Genomic DNA, 11902 nt, shown 5'->3' with positions numbered 1-11902 from the left:
TCGCTCAGCGTTGACAGTGCGGGCAGAAGAAGGTCGAGCGCTGGCCCTGCACGATGCGGCGGATGGTCGTGGCGCACACGCCGCAGGGCTCGCCCTCGCGGCCGTAGACGCCGGCCTGCAGCTGGAACGCGCCGGCCATGCCGTGCGCATCGCGGAAGTCGCGCAGCGTCGAGCCGCCGAGCGCGAGCGCCCGCGCCAGCGTGTCGCGCACCGCGGCGGCCAGCCGCTCGGCGCGCGGGCGGCTCAGGCGGTCGCTGCGCAGCCGCGGGTTGATGCCGGCGGCGAACAGCGCCTCGCAGGCGTAGATGTTGCCGGCGCCGACGACGATGTCGCCGCCGAGCAGCGCCAGCTTGACCGCGACGCGCCGCCGCTGCAGCGCCGCATGCAGGTAGGCGCCGGTGAAGGCCGGATCGAACGGCTCCAGCCCGAGGCCGGCGAGCAGCTTGCCCGCCGCGCCGTCGTCGAGCGCCTCCGACCAGACCACCGCGCCGAAGCGCCGCGGATCGGTCAGGCGCAGCGTGCCGCGGGTGGTCGCGAGGTCGAAGTGGTCGTGCGCCCCCGGCGGGCCGGGTTGGTCGCTGAACGCGAGCGAGCCCGACATGCCGAGGTGCATCAGCAGGCCGGCCCGGCCGTCGACATCGGCCGACAGCGGCAGCCACAAATATTTACCTCGGCGGCTCGCATCGCCGACGCGCTGTCCGACAAGCGCCTGCGGTTCGTGGCCGAGCGGCCAGCGCAGCGGTTTGCCCACGCGCACGGCGGTCACGCGGGCACCGGCGATGCGCTCGGCAAAGCTCTGTCGGGTGACCTCGACTTCCGGAAGTTCTGGCATGCAGGGAATTATCGCGACGCGCCCGGGTCGGACCGGCTTCGGGGGCTTGTGCCGCTTGTCCGGACCCGCCCGGGGTCTTCTCGGGCGGCGCTCACCAGACCCTAGAATCATTCACGGTTTCAGGAGCATTGCATGCCGGCCCTTTCCCTCGTTCCCCACGCAGCGCGCACGGCGCTCGCGGTGGCCTGTGCGCTGGCACTGATGACCGGTGCGCAGGCCCAGGTGCCGGCCCCGCGCGACGATGCGTTGCCCGCGCCGGCCGCCGAAGCGGCCAGCGGCGTCGCCCCCGAACCGTTCGAGAACTCGACGATCGACGCGCCGCTGTTCTACCAGCTGCTGATCGGCGAGATGGAGCTGCGCTCCGGCGAGGTCGGCACCGCCTACCAGGTGCTGCTCGACGCGGCCCGCAAGACGCGCGACCCCGAGCTGTTCCGCCGTGCCACCGAGATCGCGCTGCAGGCGCGCGCCGGCGACCAGGCGCTGGCGGCCGCGCAGGCCTGGCGCAGCGCGATCCCCGATTCGGTGGAGTCGATGGGCTACCAGGTGCGGCTGCTGATCGCGCTGAACCGGCAGGCCGAGGCCGACGAACCGCTGCGCGCGATGCTCGCCGCGACGCCGCTGGCCGAGCGCGGTGCGCTGATCGCATCGCTGCCGCGGCTGTTCGCCCGCGCCACCGACAAGACGCAGACCGCGACCCAGCTGCAGGCCTGGCTCGAACCGTCGCTCGACGTGCCCGAGACGCGCGCCGCGGCCCGTGTCGCGATCGGCAGGGCCTGGCTCGCGGCCGGCGATGCGAAGCGCGCGTTCGAGCTGGCGCAGCAGGCGCACACGCTGGACCGCACCGCCGAAGGCCCGGCGCTGCTGGCGCTGGAGCTGCTGGCGGCCGGGCAACCGGTCGAGCCGCTGATCGCCGACTACCTCGAAGCCCAGCCGAAGAGCAGCTCGTTCCGCCTGCTCTACGCGCGGGTGCTCAATTCCACGCAACGCTATGCCGATGCGGTGCCGCAGCTCGAAGCGGTGACCCGCGCCGAGCCGCAATTGCCGACGCCGTGGCTGACGCTCGGCGCGCTGCACCTCGAACTGCGCCACCCGAAGGAAGCCCAGGCCGCGCTGATGCAGTACGTGCAGCGGGCCGGCAACGGCAGCTTCGCGCAGGCGCCAGCGCCGGCTGCGCCCGTGGCGCCCGGCGGCGACGACGATGACGACGAGGCGCCGCCGACCGCCGACCAGGGCCTGGTGCAGGCCTACCTGCTGCTGTCGCAGGCCGCCGAGCAGCAGCGCGATTACGCCGGCGCGGAGGCCTGGCTGAAGAAGGTCGACAGCCCGCAGCGTGCGCTCGAGGTGCAGACCCGGCGCGCGTCGCTGCTGGCCCGCCAGGGCAAGGTCAAGGAAGCGCGCGACCTGATCCGCAAGGCGCCCGAGAAGACGACCGAAGACGCGCGTGCCAAGCTGCTCGCCGAAGCGCAGATCCTGCGCGACGTGAAGCAGTGGAGCGAGGCCAACACGGTGCTCGCGAAGGCGAACCAGCGCTTCCCGAACGATCCCGACCTGCTGTACGAGCAGTCGATGATGGCCGAGAAGCTGAACCGCATGGACGAGATGGAGCGCCTGCTGCGCCGCGTCATCGAGCTGAAGCCCGACCACCACCATGCGTACAACGCGCTGGGCTACTCGCTGGCCGAGCGCAACCAGCGGCTGCCCGAGGCGCGCGACCTGATCCGCAAGGCGCTCGACCTCGCACCGGGCGAACCCTTCATCACCGACAGCCTCGGCTGGGTCGAGTACCGACTGGGCAACCGCAGCGAAGCCCTGAAGCTGCTGCAGCAGGCCTATCGCTCGCGGCCGGACGTCGAGATCGCCGCCCACCTCGGCGAGGTGCTGTGGATCAGCGGCCAGCGCGACGAGGCCCGCAAGGTGCTGCGCGACGCCCGCACCCGCGACAACGCGAACGACGTGCTGAAAGAAACGCTCGCACGGCTGCGGGTCGACCTGTGAGCCGGCGCGCCCTCGCGACGCTGCTGGCCGGCGCGCTGCTGAGCGCCTGCACGACGCTGCAGCCGCTGGCGCCGACCGCATCGTCGGAGTCGCTCTCGGGGCGGATGTCGGTGAAGGTCGACGCGACGCCATCGACGCCGGCGCGCTCGGTCAGCGCGAGCTTCGAGCTGCAAGGCACGCCGCAAGATGGCCGGCTCGACCTGTCGACGCCGCTCGGCACGACGATCGCGCAGGCGCGCTGGTCCGGCCGCAAGGCGCTGCTGACGACTGGCGGCGAGCAACGCAGCTACCCCGATCTCGATGCATTGACGCAGGAGATGCTCGGCGAGAGCCTGCCGATCGTCGCGCTGTTCGACTGGTTGCGTGGCCGCGCCTGGACCGGGGCGCCGAGCCGCGCGACCGTGCCGCCGGCCGACGCGGGCTTCCAGCAACTGGGCTGGGACGTGAACCTCGCCCGCTTCGACGAAGGCTGGGTGGTTGCACAACGCGCGCAGGCGCCGGCCGTGGTCGTGCGTGCGCGCATCGATCGCCCCTGACCTGCCTTCTCGCCCGATGAGCCTGACCGCCCTGTACGACGTGGCCGCGCCGGCCAAGCTGAACCTGTTCCTGCACATCGTCGGCCGGCGCGACGACGGCTACCACCTGCTGCAGTCGGCGTTCGTGCTGATCGACTGGGCCGACACGCTGCACCTCGAACTGCGCCGCGACGGGCAGCTCGCGCGCCATGACCTGAGCGCTGCGCTGCCCGCCGACGACCTGTGCCTGCGTGCCGCGCGGGCGTTGCAGGCGGCGTCGGGCACCTCGCTCGGGGCCGACATCTCGATCGACAAGCAGGTGCCGTGGGGCGCCGGCATGGGCGGCGGCAGCTCCGACGCGGCCAGCACGCTGCTTGCGCTGAACCGGCTGTGGGGCCTGAACTGGCCGCGCGACCGGCTGATGGCGCTCGGCCTGACGCTGGGGGCCGACGTGCCGTTCTTCCTTGCGAATTCGAAAAAGGGCAGCGCCTGGGTCGAGGGCATCGGCGAGAAACTGACGCCGCTCGACCTGCCCGCGCAGTGGCTGGCGGTCGTGAAACCGGCCGCGAGCATCGAAACCCGTGGCATCTTTCTCAGCCCGCTGCTCGTTCGCGACACAGATGCTGTTATAGTCGCAGGCTTCCTTGAGGACGGTGGGATACAAAAGCTTCAGCACGGGTTCGGTCGCAACGATTTGCAGCCCCCGGCCGAGAGCCAGTGTCCCGATGTGGCGCAAGCCGCCCGCCTGCTCGAGGCCCGCTTCGGCAACAGCCGCATGACGGGCTCCGGCAGCGCGGTGTTTTCGAGAGCTGGCATGGCTGACTCGCCCACGGCGACAATGCCGACGGACTTGCCGTCGGGTTGGGTGGGTCGGATGTGCCGCAGTCTGGTGCAGCATCCCTTGCAGGGCTGGTGCGCTGACTGAGACAAGTTGAAGGTGGATCGCGGTCCGATGGCTGCGGTCAACCGGTGTAGGGGAGTCGCCAAGTTGGTTAAGGCATCGGATTTTGATTCCGACATGCGAGGGTTCGAGTCCTTCCTCCCCTGCCAAATTCTTTGATGTGCCTTGTTTCCCGGTGCTCACACCAGCGCACGCGGGGCTGAAACGGAAGGGTGGGTGCGCTGGACCATGAATGCGCCCTTGCTCGCACCCCGCAACGCACCCCGCCAGAGCGTCGACGGAGGAAACGTGCTTTTCAACACCGTGCTGTTCACCGGCAATGCCAATCCCGCCCTTGCGCAGGAAATCGCATCGCATCTCGGCATCGAACTCGGCAAGGCTTCGGTCGGCCGCTTCTCCGACGGTGAAGTCGCCATCGAGATCCAGCAGAACGTCCGCGCCCGCGACATCTTCGTCGTCCAGCCCACCTGCGCGCCGACGAACGAAAACCTGATGGAGCTGTGCATCATGGTCGATGCACTGAAGCGCGCTTCGGCCCGCCGCGTGACGGCCGTGATCCCCTACTTCGGCTATGCCCGGCAAGACCGCCGCCCGCGCTCGACGCGCGTGCCGATCAGCGCCAAGGTCGTCGCCAACATGCTCGAGGCCGTCGGCGTCGAGCGCCTGCTGACGATGGACCTGCACGCCGACCAGATCCAGGGCTTCTTCAACATCCCGGTCGACAACATCTACGCGTCGCCGGTGCTGCTGTCCGACCTGCAGAGTAAGCGTTACCAGGATCTCGTGGTGGTGTCGCCGGACGTCGGCGGCGTGGTGCGCGCCCGGGCGCTGGCCAAGCAGCTCGGCTGCGACCTGGCCATCATCGACAAGCGCCGCCCGAAGGCCAACGTCTCCGAGGTCATGCACGTGATCGGCGACATCGACGGCCGCAACTGCGTGATCATGGACGACATGATCGACACCGCCGGCACGCTGGTGAAGGCGGCCGAGGTGCTGAAGGAACGCGGCGCGAAGAACGTCTATGCGTACTGCACGCACGCGGTGTTCTCCGGTCCGGCGATCGAGCGCATCAAGGGCTCGCAGCTCGACGAAGTCGTCATCACCAACACCATCCCGCTCAGCGACGAGGGCAAGACCTGCTCGAAGGTGCGTCCGCTGTCGGTGGCATTCCTGTTCGCCGAAACCATCCGCCGGATCTCCGACGGTGAATCGGTGACTTCCTTGTTCGCGGAGCAGAACAGCAACTTCTGATCCGCAAGCAAAGGCCGTAGCCCTCGGGCGCCGGCCACGATCGCCAGGGTCGCAAGACCCTGTTTTCGACACCTGGTCGCGGGTGTCTTCCAATTTTTGGAGTCCACATGAAATTCGTCGCATTCGAGCGCAAGCTGCAGGGGACCGGAGCGAGCCGCCGCCTGCGCCTGGCTGACAAAGTTCCCGGCATCGTCTATGGCGCCGGCACCCCTTCGATGATCGAGCTCGATCACAACGCGCTGTTCCATGCGCTGAAGAAGGAAGCCTTCCACTCGTCGATCCTTGAGATGGAACTGGCCGGCAAGACCGAACAGGTGCTGCTGCGTGACTACCAGATGCACCCCTTCCGCCAGATCGTGCTGCACATCGACTTCCAACGCGTCGATGCCACCACCAAGATCGTCAAGAAGGTGCCGCTGCACTTCATCAACGAAGAAGGCTCGCCGGCCGTCAAGACCGATGGCTGCCTGGTGAACCACGTCGTCACCGAGCTGAAGATCCAGTGCCTGGCCTCGCAGCTGCCCGAGTTCCTGACCGTCGACCTGGCCAACCTGGCCAAGGGCCAATCGATGCACGTCAGCGACCTGAAGCTGGCCGACGGCATCAAGGTCGTCACGCAGGGCAAGCCGAACCCGGTGATCGTCTCGACCTCGGTGCCGGCCGAAGAAGAAGCCGCTCCGGTGGTGGTGGCCCCGGTGGCCGCGGCCCCGACCAAGGCCAAGAAGAGCGAGAAGCAGAACCGCGGGTAAGACCTCCGGCCTGCTGCTTGCACGAAGCCCCGCCTTGGCGGGGCTTTTTGCTTTCAGCGAAGCACGGGAATTGAAAGCGGTTTCAGTCGTCACGTTTGAGACACGATTCGCGACCGCCGATGGACTTACCGTGCAGCCCCATCACCACCCGGGGAGCAAGCATGCCGAGTTCCATCACCCATTCATTGCAGCGCGCCGGCTGGGCCGCGCTGCTAGCACTGGGGGCCGCGTTCGCCCCTGCCGCGCAGGCGGCCGACGCCGACGCGGTGTGCCTGTACGAGCACGTCAACTACCAGGGCGCGTCGACCTGCAGCGGCGCCAGCAGCGGCTGGATCGGCAGCGCGTGGAACGACCGCGCGTCGTCGGTCAAGGTGCGCAGCGGCTACCAGGTCGAGCTGTTCGAGCATTCGAACTACGGCGGCCGCTCGCTGAAGCTCGCCGCCGACAACGCCAACCTGGTGCCGCTGGGCTTCAACGACTTCGTCTCGTCGTACAAGGTCACGCAGGCCGCCAGCTGCGGTGCCGTCGACTGGGTCGAAGGCACCATCTACCGAACCGTCGGCACCGTCGTGCGCTACGTGCCGAACGGCAACTACTACAAGCTGGTCAACGTCACCGCGAACGGCAGCGACGCGACCAATCCGACAATCAGCACCTGGTACTGGCAACCGACCACCTGCGGCGGCGGCACCGGGAACCCGGGAGGCCTGCCGGCCAAGGTCGCCGGCGGCTACTACCCCGACTGGAAGCCGTCGCCGCTGCGCATCCGCGACCTGCCGGCGAACTACAACCTGGTCTACCTGTTCGCTGCCCGCCCGGTCGGCGGCTCGCCCGGCACGACCGGCGCGGTCACCTGGAGCGCGCCCGGCGACGGCCGCGGCGCTGCGACCAACCTGAAGGCCGACATCCAGTACGCCCGCACGACGCAAGGCCGCAAGATCATCCTGTCGGTCGGCGGTGCCGGCAACGGCATGAGCTTCCCGAATCGCACGAAGTCGCAGACCTTCGTCAACAGCATCGTCGGGATCGCGAACCAGCTCGGCGGCCTCGACGGCATGGACTGGAACACCTTCGAAGGCAGCCAGGCGCCGGACACCAACGAGATGATCTGGATCAGCCTCGAGCTGAAGCGCCAGTTCCCGGGCTTCGTCATCAGCGCCCCGCCGGCCCCGTGGAACTCGGTGGACAAGGTGTTCTGCAAGTCGATGGTGGACGCCGGTGCGATCGACTACTGCGCGCCGCAGTACTACGACGGCCCGAACCTGGCCGACCCGGCCTACGTCGTCAACAGCATCAAGGAATGGGTCGGGCTGCTGGGCGCCGAGCACGTGGTCGTCGGCTTCGGCATCAACGCCGGCGTCACGAACTACATGACGCGCCAGCAGGCGATCGACACCTGGAACCAGGTCAAGGCCAACCACCCGACGATCCGCGGCGCGTTCGACTGGGAGATCGGCACCGACGAGACCCAGGGCTGGCCGTTCGCGAACGGCGTCGCTCCGCTGGTGAAGTAAACCTGTACCGGTCCGGCGCGTCGGGCCCCCAGTCGATAATCCGCGGATGATTCGACTGATGGTGGGCCTCGGCAACCCCGGGCCGGAATACGAAGCGACCAACCACAACGCCGGTTTCTGGTGGATCGATGCGGTCGCGCGCGAATGGAAGGCCTCGCTCGTCCCTGAGCGCAGCTACTTCGGGCTCGTCGCGCGGGTCAACCGCCCCGACGGACCGGTCTGGCTGCTGGAGCCGCAGACCTACATGAACGTGTCGGGCAAGTCGGTCGCGGCGCTCGCCCGCTTCTTCAAGATCGCCCCCGACGAGATCCTGGTCGCCCACGACGAGCTCGACCTGATGCCCGGCCAGGCGAAGTTCAAGCGCGGTGGCGGCCATGCCGGCCACAACGGGCTGCGCGACATCCATGCACAGCTCGGCACCGCCGACTACTGGCGCCTGCGCCTCGGCATCGGCCACCCCGGCGTGAAGGCCGAGGTGATCGACTACGTGCTGCGCAAGCCCAAGCCCGAGGCGCGCGACGCGATCGGGGAGACGATCGCGAAGACGATGAGCGTGCTCGACCTGATCGCCGCCGGCGAGATGGAGAAGGCCACGATGAAGCTGAACGCGAAGCCCCCGCGCCCGAAACCGACGCGGCCTGCGGCACCGGACGCTCCCGCCGCGGAGAAGACCGAATGAAGCGCCCGTTGATCGCACTGCTGTCGACCGTTGCGTGCGCCAGCGCGATGGCCGGGCCGACGGTCTACCGCTGCGGCCCCGACCGCAACGTCTACTCGCAGCTGCCGTGCACCGATGGCGAGGCCGTCGACGCCCGCGACGGGCGCACCGCGAAGCAGCGCGCCGAGGCCGAGGCGGCGGCCCACAAGCAGGCCGAGACCGGCGCGAAGATGGAACAGGACCGGCTCGCACGCGAGGCAGCCGTCCGGCCGTCGAGCGCGATGAACCTCGCGCCAGTCGCGCATGCCGCGTCGGCGCCCAAGGCCAAGCCCGCAAAGGGCAAATCAACGAAGGCCAGGTCCGCCAAGGGCACCAAGACCGCAGACGACGAGGTGCAAATCATCGTGCCGCCCACCAAGGGCAAGCCGGCGAAGTGACCTGAGGTATCGCTCAGCCGGCCGCCTGCGCCTGCAGCCGCCGGTACTTCTCCCACAGGCTCTCCTGCGTCTCGACGTGTTCCGGGTTGACCGGGATACAGCTGACCGGGCAGACCTGCACGCACTGCGGCTCGCCGAAGTGGCCGACGCATTCGGTGCACTTGCCCGGGTCGATCACGTAGTACTCCGGCCCCATCGAGATCGCCTGGTTCGGGCACTCGGGCTCGCACACATCGCAATTGATGCAGTCGTCGGTGATCATCAAGGCCATGGCACGGGTCCCGCGAGAGCTCAGGCGTCGGGTTTGACGCGTTGTTGAAGTCGGTTGAGCACCGAGGGTGACACGAACTTCGAGACATCACCGCCCAAGGTGGCAATCTCGCGCACGAAGGTGCCGGAAACGAACTGGTAGTGGTCGCTGGGCGTCAGGAACACCGTTTCCACGTCGGGCATCAGCTGGCGGTTCATGCCGGCCATCTGGAACTCGTACTCGAAGTCGCTGACGGCGCGCAGCCCGCGCACCACCACCTTGCCGCCGTGCGAGACCACGAAGTCGCGCAACAGCCCGCGGAACGCGATCACCTCGATGTTCGGGTGCTTGGCCGCCAGTTCCTGCGCGATCTCCAGCCGCTCGTCGAGCGTGAACATCGTGCGCTTGTGGTGCCCGGCGGCCACCGCGACGATCAGCCGCTCGAACAGGCGCGCGGCGCGCCGCATCAGGTCTTCGTGCCCGAGCGTCATCGGGTCGAAGGTGCCGGGGTAGACGGCGGTGAGGCGGGTCACAGAGGTCAAGACAGGCTCCTTCGGATCGGGCTCACACGGTTTCCACGGGCGTTTGCGGCGCAGTGTAGCTGCGGCGCAGCAAATGGAAATGCACCGCGCCGGCGCGGCCGTGGCGCTGAAGGACCAGGCCGAGCGGCGCCAGCTCGGCCTCCGCGAAGGCCCGGTCGGCCTCCAGGTAGACAAAGCCGCCGTCGACGACCAGCGGTGCCGCGGCCTTCAGCGCCGGCAGGAACACATCGGCGTCGAACGGCGGATCGATGAAGATCAGCTCGAAGCGGCCCGGCGCGCTGCGCGCCATCCAGGCCAGCGCGTCGGCGGCCTCGACGCGCACCTGCACCGCCTTCAGCCGTTCCTGCACCTCGCGCAGGCCACGCGCCAGCCGGCCGTCGCGCTCGATCATCGTGACCTCGGCCGCGCCGCGCGACGCGGCCTCGAAGCCGAGCGCCCCGCTGCCGGCGTAGGCATCCAGGCAGCGCCAGCCGTCCAGCGACTGGCCCAGCCAGTTGAACAGCGTCTCGCGCACCCGGTCGGGCGTGGGCCGCAGCCCCGGGGCATCGGCCACCGGCAGCTTGCTGCGCTTCCACACGCCGCCGATCACCCGCACCTCGCGCGGCAGCCCGGCCTTCGGCGCCGGGGCCTTGCCCGGCTTGCCGGCCTGGTCCGGCGTCTCGACCTTCGCGGCGGTCGTGCCCCGCTTCGCGGCCCTCACAGGCGAACCGGGATCCCGCGTGCGGCCATCAAGGCCTTCGCTTCACCGACCGTGTGCTGCCCGTAGTGGAAGATGCTGGCCGCCAGCACCGCATCGGCACCGCCTTGCTGGATGCCCTCGACCAGGTGGTCCAGCGTGCCGACGCCGCCCGAGGCGATCACCGGCACGTCGACCGCATCGCTGACCGCCCGCGTCAGCGGCAGGTTGAAGCCGATGCGCGTGCCGTCGCGGTCCATGCTGGTCAGCAGGATCTCGCCGGCGCCGTGTTCGGCCATCGTGCGCGCCCATTCGACCGCGTCGATCCCGGTGTTGCGGCGTCCGCCGTGGGTGTAGACCTGCCAGCCGGGCTGGCCGTCCTCGCGCGACTTGGCGTCGATCGCGACCACGATGCACTGCGCGCCGTACTTGGCCGACGCATCGCGGATGACCTGCGGGTTGGCCACCGCGGCCGAGTTGAAGCTGACCTTGTCGGCCCCGGCGTTCAGCAGCGTGCGGACATCGTCCACCGTGCGCACGCCGCCGCCCACCGTCAGCGGGATGAAGACCTGCGAGGCCACCGCCTCGATCATGTGCAGCAGCAGGCCGCGGCCGTCGCTGGTGGCGGTGATGTCGAGGAAGGTGATCTCGTCGGCGCCCTGCTCGTTGTAGCGGGCGGCGATCTCGACCGGATCGCCGGCGTCGCGCAGCTCGACGAAGTTGACGCCCTTGACGACCCGTCCGCCGGTGACGTCGAGGCAGGGAATGATGCGTTTGGCAAGCATCAGGCGCCGTTTCGGTTGCCGTTCAGCTCGTCGGCGCGCTTCTGCGCCAGCGTGAAGTCGAGGTTGCCGGTGTAGATCGCCCGGCCGCAGATCACGCCTTCGACGCCCTGGTCCTCGATCGCGCACAGCCGCTCGATGTCGGTCAGGTCGGACAGCCCGCCCGACGCGATCACCGGGATCGACAGCGCCTGCGCCAGCTTGACGGTCGCGTCGATGTTGATGCCGTTGAGCATGCCGTCGCGGCCGATGTCGGTGTAGATCACGCCTTCGACGCCGTAGTCCTCGAACTTCTTCGCGAGATCGACCACCTCGTGGCCGGTCAGCTTGCTCCAGCCGTCGGTCGCGACCTTGCCGTCCTTCGCGTCGAGCCCGACGATGATGTGCCCGCCGAACGCGCTGCAGGCGTCCTTCAGGAAGCCGGGGCTCTTGACCGCGGCGGTGCCGATGATCACGAAGCTGAGACCGTCGTCGAGGTAGCGCTCGATGGTGTCGAGGTCGCGGATGCCGCCGCCCAGCTGCACCGGGATGTCGTCGCCGACTTCGGCCAGGATGGCCTTGATCGCCGCCTCGTTGACCGGCTTGCCGGCGAACGCGCCGTTCAGGTCGACCAGGTGCAGGCGCCGCGCGCCGGCGTCGACCCATCGTCGCGCCATCGCGGCCGGGTCCTCGCTGAAGATGGTGGAGTCGTTCATGTCGCCCTGCTTCAGGCGGACACAGTGACCGTCTTTCAGGTCGATGGCAGGGATCAGCAGCATGGCCGAATCAAGGAGGTGGGGTGGATGATCGGTCGGACCGAG

The 11902-nt window shown here is 69.0% G+C and carries 14 protein-coding genes and 1 tRNA gene; 9 read left to right on the top strand and 6 right to left on the bottom strand.

Going from position 1 to position 11902, the window contains the following annotated elements:
- Window positions 1–4: 4 nt before the first annotated feature.
- Window positions 5–832 carry a bifunctional DNA-formamidopyrimidine glycosylase/DNA-(apurinic or apyrimidinic site) lyase gene (mutM, locus tag ASC98_RS04160; RefSeq protein ID WP_056809755.1) on the bottom strand — a complete coding sequence of 276 codons (828 nt, stop codon included), beginning with the start codon at window positions 830–832 and terminating at the stop codon, window positions 5–7.
- A 132-nt stretch (window positions 833–964) separates the two neighbouring features.
- Here mutM and ASC98_RS04155 point away from each other — a divergent pair, with 132 nt between their 5' ends.
- From ASC98_RS04155 to ASC98_RS04115, 9 genes are all read left to right on the top strand, one after another.
- Window positions 965–2827 carry a tetratricopeptide repeat protein gene (locus tag ASC98_RS04155; RefSeq protein WP_056809753.1) on the top strand — a complete coding sequence of 621 codons (1863 nt, stop codon included), beginning with the start codon at window positions 965–967 and terminating at the stop codon, window positions 2825–2827.
- On the top strand, window positions 2824–3363 hold the full coding sequence (locus ASC98_RS04150) for an outer membrane lipoprotein LolB (protein ID WP_056809751.1): 540 nt from the start codon (window positions 2824–2826) through the stop codon (window positions 3361–3363). Before ASC98_RS04155 ends, ASC98_RS04150 begins: the two co-directional genes overlap by 4 nt.
- A 16-nt stretch (window positions 3364–3379) precedes the next feature.
- Window positions 3380–4267 (top strand): 4-(cytidine 5'-diphospho)-2-C-methyl-D-erythritol kinase, encoded by an 888-nt coding sequence (gene ispE, locus ASC98_RS04145; RefSeq protein ID WP_082542177.1) that lies wholly within the window; start codon window positions 3380–3382, stop codon window positions 4265–4267.
- A gap of 48 nt (window positions 4268–4315) precedes the next feature.
- Window positions 4316–4392: transfer RNA gene (locus tag ASC98_RS04140), tRNA-Gln, on the top strand.
- A 139-nt stretch (window positions 4393–4531) separates the two neighbouring features.
- Complete coding sequence (locus tag ASC98_RS04135; protein WP_056809748.1) at window positions 4532–5494, top strand: ribose-phosphate pyrophosphokinase; 963 nt, start codon at window positions 4532–4534, stop codon at window positions 5492–5494.
- Between the two features lie 107 nt (window positions 5495–5601).
- On the top strand, window positions 5602–6243 hold the full coding sequence (locus ASC98_RS04130; protein ID WP_056809746.1) for a 50S ribosomal protein L25/general stress protein Ctc: 642 nt from the start codon (window positions 5602–5604) through the stop codon (window positions 6241–6243).
- Between the two features lie 161 nt (window positions 6244–6404).
- The gene (locus tag ASC98_RS04125) at window positions 6405–7757 is read left to right on the top strand and encodes a peptidase inhibitor family I36 protein (protein ID WP_162249333.1); all 1353 of its coding nucleotides are present in this window, start codon (window positions 6405–6407) and stop codon (window positions 7755–7757) included.
- Window positions 7758–7803: 46 nt separating this feature from the next.
- Window positions 7804–8436 carry an aminoacyl-tRNA hydrolase gene (gene pth / locus ASC98_RS04120; RefSeq protein ID WP_056809744.1) on the top strand — a complete coding sequence of 211 codons (633 nt, stop codon included), beginning with the start codon at window positions 7804–7806 and terminating at the stop codon, window positions 8434–8436.
- Entirely contained in the window at window positions 8433–8852 is a 420-nt protein-coding gene (locus ASC98_RS04115; protein ID WP_056809742.1) for a hypothetical protein, read from the top strand. Before pth ends, ASC98_RS04115 begins: the two co-directional genes overlap by 4 nt.
- 13 nt (window positions 8853–8865) lie before the next feature.
- Here the strand turns inward: ASC98_RS04115 and ASC98_RS04110 are convergent, their stop codons facing one another.
- The 5 genes from ASC98_RS04110 to hisA are packed head-to-tail and all read right to left on the bottom strand — an operon-like array spanning window position 8866 to window position 11860.
- Window positions 8866–9123: a YfhL family 4Fe-4S dicluster ferredoxin gene (locus ASC98_RS04110; protein ID WP_056809740.1), complete on the bottom strand. Its 258-nt coding sequence runs from the start codon at window positions 9121–9123 to the stop codon at window positions 8866–8868.
- A gap of 20 nt (window positions 9124–9143) precedes the next feature.
- Window positions 9144–9644: a pantetheine-phosphate adenylyltransferase gene (coaD, locus tag ASC98_RS04105; RefSeq protein WP_047506454.1), complete on the bottom strand. Its 501-nt coding sequence runs from the start codon at window positions 9642–9644 to the stop codon at window positions 9144–9146.
- Between the two features lie 22 nt (window positions 9645–9666).
- Window positions 9667–10344, bottom strand: a complete 678-nt coding sequence (gene rsmD, locus ASC98_RS04100; protein WP_082542179.1) for a 16S rRNA (guanine(966)-N(2))-methyltransferase RsmD — start codon at window positions 10342–10344, stop codon at window positions 9667–9669.
- Entirely contained in the window at window positions 10341–11105 is a 765-nt protein-coding gene (gene hisF, locus ASC98_RS04095; protein ID WP_056809739.1) for an imidazole glycerol phosphate synthase subunit HisF, read from the bottom strand. Before hisF ends, rsmD begins: the two co-directional genes overlap by 4 nt.
- Window positions 11105–11860 carry a 1-(5-phosphoribosyl)-5-[(5-phosphoribosylamino)methylideneamino]imidazole-4-carboxamide isomerase gene (gene hisA / locus ASC98_RS04090; protein WP_056809738.1) on the bottom strand — a complete coding sequence of 252 codons (756 nt, stop codon included), beginning with the start codon at window positions 11858–11860 and terminating at the stop codon, window positions 11105–11107. The genes hisF and hisA overlap by 1 nt, the downstream gene beginning before the upstream one ends.
- Window positions 11861–11902: the final 42 nt, after the last annotated feature.

It is taken from the genome of Rhizobacter sp. Root1238, from assembly GCF_001425825.1.
GTDB lineage: Bacteria > Pseudomonadota > Gammaproteobacteria > Burkholderiales > Burkholderiaceae_C > Rhizobacter.
The sequence above is the reverse complement of the archived record's forward strand: the minus strand, read 5'-3'. Positions and strand labels throughout refer to the sequence as shown.

Bases quoted from the DNA above. Each gene is read 5' to 3' on its own strand.
- ASC98_RS04130 (WP_056809746.1), top strand. From the start codon at position 5,602: ATGAAATTCGTCGCATTCGAGCGCAAGCTGCAGGGGACCGGAGCGAGC.
- hisF (WP_056809739.1), bottom strand. From the start codon at position 11,105: ATGCTTGCCAAACGCATCATTCCCTGCCTCGACGTCACCGGCGGACGG.
- ASC98_RS04115 (WP_056809742.1), top strand. From the start codon at position 8,433: ATGAAGCGCCCGTTGATCGCACTGCTGTCGACCGTTGCGTGCGCCAGC.
- hisA (WP_056809738.1), bottom strand. From the start codon at position 11,860: ATGCTGCTGATCCCTGCCATCGACCTGAAAGACGGTCACTGTGTCCGC.
- mutM (WP_056809755.1), bottom strand. From the start codon at position 832: ATGCCAGAACTTCCGGAAGTCGAGGTCACCCGACAGAGCTTTGCCGAG.
- pth (WP_056809744.1), top strand. From the start codon at position 7,804: ATGATTCGACTGATGGTGGGCCTCGGCAACCCCGGGCCGGAATACGAA.
- ASC98_RS04125 (WP_162249333.1), top strand. From the start codon at position 6,405: ATGCCGAGTTCCATCACCCATTCATTGCAGCGCGCCGGCTGGGCCGCG.
- ASC98_RS04110 (WP_056809740.1), bottom strand. From the start codon at position 9,123: ATGGCCTTGATGATCACCGACGACTGCATCAATTGCGATGTGTGCGAG.
- ispE (WP_082542177.1), top strand. From the start codon at position 3,380: ATGAGCCTGACCGCCCTGTACGACGTGGCCGCGCCGGCCAAGCTGAAC.
- ASC98_RS04155 (WP_056809753.1), top strand. From the start codon at position 965: ATGCCGGCCCTTTCCCTCGTTCCCCACGCAGCGCGCACGGCGCTCGCG.